The organism is Methylomonas sp. BG-2, from assembly GCF_057766305.1.
Window position 1 is genome coordinate 1 of the sequence record NZ_JBYMAP010000287.1, and the last position, 4,476, is coordinate 4,476.

Sequence of the window (4,476 nt, forward strand, 5' to 3'; positions counted from 1 at the left end):
AATCTGCGCTATATTCCCACCCACATCGACTGCAAAACCCGAAGTGGCAGAAGTATTGAAAAGTCTGCGGATGGGTTTTTAAAAAATCACAGGTTAGACAAAACTAAATCAAAAGTCCGATTTTGGCATTTAAAGGAGTTAGGGCTTACAACCTCAATTAGGATAACCATTCTCAAACTCCTTGTTCCTTGCCAATATCATTCCCAGCTTAAAAAACTTATAATTTATTGAATTAATTTGTGAATTGCATAAAACAAAATTCTTTATTAAGGGTACAAAGTCGGTGTCAGGTTTTGTGCAGATAACGGGCATTCAATTTCAATCATTATTAGGGTATTCAGTGGCAGAAAAGTGGCCGTTTGTGTGACGTCACCAACGGCTGCTTTGTAGCCCTCCAGTTCGCAGAATCTGGCTTTGGCTGAATGGCCGGTTTGGAGAAACGCGACCGACGGGAATGGGTCGATAGCGCCAGTTCGCTGCTCTTAACGGCTGACATTTCTTGTCGGAATCTGTGACTGTTTTCAAGCAGAGCCGGTGGCTGGTTCTGGCTGGATTTCGCAAACAAACCACCCTGTGGCGGCCGACGTTTCGATGGGCTATTCGAACAAAATTGCTTCGATTCTGGCCAAGGCTTCATCGACGACTTGTTGCGGCGCCGTTTCCTTGAGGCGCACTTTACGAGCACGCCAGTCCAACGATTTCAGTTGGTGGCAATGCACGGCACCCTGCGTGTCGGTGCCAGCGCCCGACAACGTCACCACCGTTCCGTAAGTCCGAGCGGCCGCAGCGGCGCCCTGCGAAATCGGGCAAATCATTGCCAAGCCTTGCTGGTTAAAGACCTTTCCACTCAGAACCAAGCCGAAATGCGGGCCTTTCATCTCCCGGCCGGATGACGGGTGGAACGCCAGATGCACGATGTCGCCCCGATTCGGTAGATAAGCCATCAACCGTTTTCCAGCCCGACCGTGGGCATGTCATCCCAGCCTTCAACGCGCGGGAGTCCTTCCGGCATTTCAGCCATCAGGTCAGCCAGCTTGTAACGCGGCCGAGTGGGTGCCTCGACGGTCATCTTTCGGCCCAGCAGATGCAATTCCACCTGCGAACCTTCACCCAGGCCATTCTGGTCGACAAACGCCTTCGGCACTGTCATTACGAGCGAGCCGCCGGCTTTGCGTAGGGTTTGGCGCATCAGAATCTCCTATGAAACACGCGTCCTATTCTAGTAGGACTGTGTGTTTTATCCAAGTAGGACACAATCTTCGCCGCATTCGTTCGTTTCAGACCATAGAGGATGGCCGAATGACGCGTAAAGGACGATTCGATGAGGTCCTCGTCTCCCTAAGGAACCTCTGAAAAACTGCCGTTTAGAGCAACAGTCATTTCCAATGATGGGCCAAAAATTCCAATAATCGACTGTTTTTTCCTCAAGACAGGCGGCTTTTCTCGGAAATCAGCCCTTTTCTGGGCCTATTTTCAAATTCCGGACGCAATAAGGCAGCGACGTTCATACGCTTCGCCGCGCAGCACGTTGGCAATCGCCGTCAGGAAGGTCAAACGCGCCGCATTTTTGGCCAAGCCCCGGTACCGATTTTTGGCATAACCAAAGCGGATTTTAATATCGCGAAACACATGCTCGACCTTGGCTCGGCGGCTGGCCAGTTCGTGGGCCGCTTGGCGCAGTTGCTGGGCTTCTGTGCTATCGTCTTGGGTTAACTGGGTCAATTTGCCCGGACGCATCGCGATCACGCAGACTGGGGCGTTTTCGCTGGGCATCTCAGGCCGTTTGTCCAAGCCTTGATACCCGGCATCGCCGTGTACAAATTGTTCTTCACCGTGCAGCAACGACGCGGCCTCGGCAATGTCGCTGACGTTGCCTGAGGTGACTTTCAAGGTATGCACCAAGCCGGTTTCGCTATCGACGCCAATGTGAAATTTGCTGCCGAAAAACCATTGATTGCCTTTCTTGCTGGCATGCATGTCCGGGTCACGCGCTTTGTCTTGGTTTTTGGTCGAGGTCGGTGCGGCAATCAGACTGGCGTCAACGATGGTGCCGGCTCTTAAAAACAGCCCGCGCTCCCCCCAGCGTTTGGTTGATAGCGGCGAAGATCTGTTCGGTTAAACCGTGCGCTTCCAGTAAATGCCGAAACTGCAAGATCGTGCTTTCATCTGGCACCGCCTCCAGACGAATACCGCAAAAGCGCCGCAGCGATTCTATTTCGTACAACGCGTCTTCCATACCCGGATCCGAGTAGTTGTACACAATTTGCGCGACGTGAACATGCAGCATGGTATCCAACGGAAACGGTTTTCGCCCTTGGCCGTTGCCTTGCGCATAATGCGGCGCAATCACTGCCAGCATGACCGCCCAAGGCAATAAGCCCTCAAGTTGATCGAGAAACTTCTCCCGTCGCGTGAGTTTGCCTTTGTTGGCGTATTCAGCATCCGCAAAACTGAGTTGTTGGGGCTCGTTCATGGGTGTCGTCTCTACTCGATTTCGATGGCGTATTATACCGCTTGCTGTTAGGCGGAATTAATCAGAGGTTCCCTAAGTTAATACCACCGGTTTGGCTATTGCATATTCAATTATCCGTGCGATGTTTTTTTCGTGAAAAGCACTGACCACCTTAATTCATGCAATAGGAGAAGACCAATGGCAAAGGCAAAATCCAACGCGATCCAATTACCGAATTTAACCTATTTACCGCTGGATAGTATTTCAATTCAAGAGGGATTTAATCCCAGAGTTTATTTTTGCGACAAGGAAATGCAGGAATTAATCGCATCGATTAAAGCCGAAGGCGTGTTGCAAGCCATTATCGTCCGACCCCAACCGGGCGGGGACACATATTGGGTCGTGGCCGGCGAGCGTCGGTATCGGGCCGCCGTCGCGGCGGGACTGTCCGATATTCCGGCTGTGGTGCGTCACCTGGATGACAAGCAGGCACGGCTGCTGGCCACCATTGAAAACACCCAGCGAGCCGATATGAGTCCAGGGGAGGAAGCGATCGCCGCCAGACAGGTGCTGAGCGATTGCGGGGGCGATAGAGCGGAAGCATTACGGTTGTTAGGCTGGTCCGCTCAAAAGTTCGAGGGGAGGTTGCTGCTGTTACACGCTTCCGTAGAGGTCTTAAATGCCCTGACGGCACGGACGATTAAACTGGGCCATGCCGAGCTACTCAGCCAATTGCCTACCGACTTTCAAAATGCCACCTTGGCGAAATTGCTCGAGCATCACTATTCGGTGGCCGAACTGAAAGTGCGACTTAGCCAATTTGCCAGACCGTTGGCCAGCGCGATTTTCGATACCGCCGACTGTGCGGCCTGTCATCACAATTCGCGTTTGCAAGCGACGTTGTTCGATGAGCATGTTGAAGAAGGCCGATGCGCCAACCCGGATTGCTTCAACCAAAAAATTCAGGACACGGTTGAAATGCGAAAACGCGATCTGCAAGATCGGTTCGCGGCCGTGTTCGTCGACACCGAAAAGCCGCCCCACAGCTTCACGGTCGTCATGCAATTGGGCCAAACCGGGGTCGGCAAAACACAGTTGGAAACCGGTTGCCGACAATGCCAACATTTCGGGGCGTTGCTGTCGACCAACCCCGATTCACCGGGGAAGGTCACCGAAGATTGTTGTTTTGAGCTGGAGTGCCACGCCCAAAAAGTTCAGCACTATCAGAAAAGCCTGTTACCGCCGACTTCCTCCAAGGCCAGAGCAGGCGCTCAGGCGCCCAGAAACGTAGCGACCGGGGCGGGTCACCCGGACCCAAGCGATCCGGCTAAAAAGTCAGCCGCCGCAACCAGTGCCGCCCCGCCCGGTAAAGTGCTCGAACACATCGAAGGTTTCTTCCGCGATACCAGCGCCCAGCACATCGGCCAACACCGGCATGCAAAGTTGTTGGTCAACAGTTTTGCCCTGTACCGACTGATACAAAGCACCTTTCCCAAGGAGGCCTTGCCGGCCGTTCCCGCAACGACGCCAGCGAGTTGGCCGATGTTCGGCAATCTACGCGACTTCATCGATGCCTTCGGTGGCCTGAGCGTTGAAGAAGCGATGGCCTTCAACGAGCGAATGCTGATGCACTTGCTGGGACAGCATGAGCGGACGAATACCACAATGAGCAAAGGGTGGGCGATGGGTTCGGCCGGGGTATGCCGGTTTATGGGAATTGCGCTCCAGGAAGCCTTTATCGTGACCCGCGAGTTTCTCAGTGGCTTTACCAAAGCGGGGATGGAGGGCTTGCTACGGGAAGCGGTCAATGGCAACGGGGTGGGGTTTGTCCGATATTACGAAGGCCTCAACGAGAAAAACACCTTCGCCAACCTGATGAAACAGAAAAATGGCGAGATATTGGATGAGGTATTCAGTTGCGGCTATGACTTTGCCGGATTCGTCCCGGCTTGCGTTATCCAATTCCTGGGAGAGGATAAATCCGTCGCCGTTACCAACACCACGCACGCGGTCACGACAACCAA

5 protein-coding genes are annotated in these 4,476 nt (G+C 53.3%); 2 read left to right on the forward strand and 3 right to left on the reverse strand.

All coding sequences use genetic code 11. The features are described 5' to 3' along the window. On the forward strand, positions 1-231 hold a 231-nt coding region (locus tag AC3B8H_RS18815; protein WP_488443061.1), incomplete at its 5' end, for a hypothetical protein. A gap of 365 nt (positions 232-596) precedes the next feature. Here the strand turns inward: AC3B8H_RS18815 and AC3B8H_RS18820 are convergent. From AC3B8H_RS18820 to AC3B8H_RS18830, 3 genes are all read right to left on the reverse strand, one after another. Further along, positions 597-944, reverse strand: coding sequence for a type II toxin-antitoxin system PemK/MazF family toxin (locus AC3B8H_RS18820; RefSeq protein ID WP_281020266.1), 348 nt, complete (start codon positions 942-944; stop codon positions 597-599). Next, a complete protein-coding gene (locus tag AC3B8H_RS18825; protein WP_281020265.1) occupies positions 944-1,189 on the reverse strand; it encodes an AbrB/MazE/SpoVT family DNA-binding domain-containing protein in 246 nt (81 codons plus the stop codon). Before AC3B8H_RS18825 ends, AC3B8H_RS18820 begins: the two co-directional genes overlap by 1 nt. Before the next feature lie 284 nt (positions 1,190-1,473). Then, positions 1,474-2,473, reverse strand: a protein-coding gene (locus tag AC3B8H_RS18830; RefSeq protein ID WP_281020264.1) for an IS5 family transposase whose coding sequence is annotated in 2 segments (ribosomal slippage) — positions 1,474-2,079 and positions 2,081-2,473 — 999 coding nt in all. Because the reading frame shifts where the segments join, the coding sequence is not laid out codon by codon here. A gap of 177 nt (positions 2,474-2,650) precedes the next feature. On the opposite strand from AC3B8H_RS18830, the gene AC3B8H_RS18835 reads away from it, so the two are divergent. Next, on the forward strand, positions 2,651-4,476 hold a 1,826-nt coding region (locus tag AC3B8H_RS18835; RefSeq protein ID WP_488443062.1), incomplete at its 3' end, for a PRTRC system ParB family protein.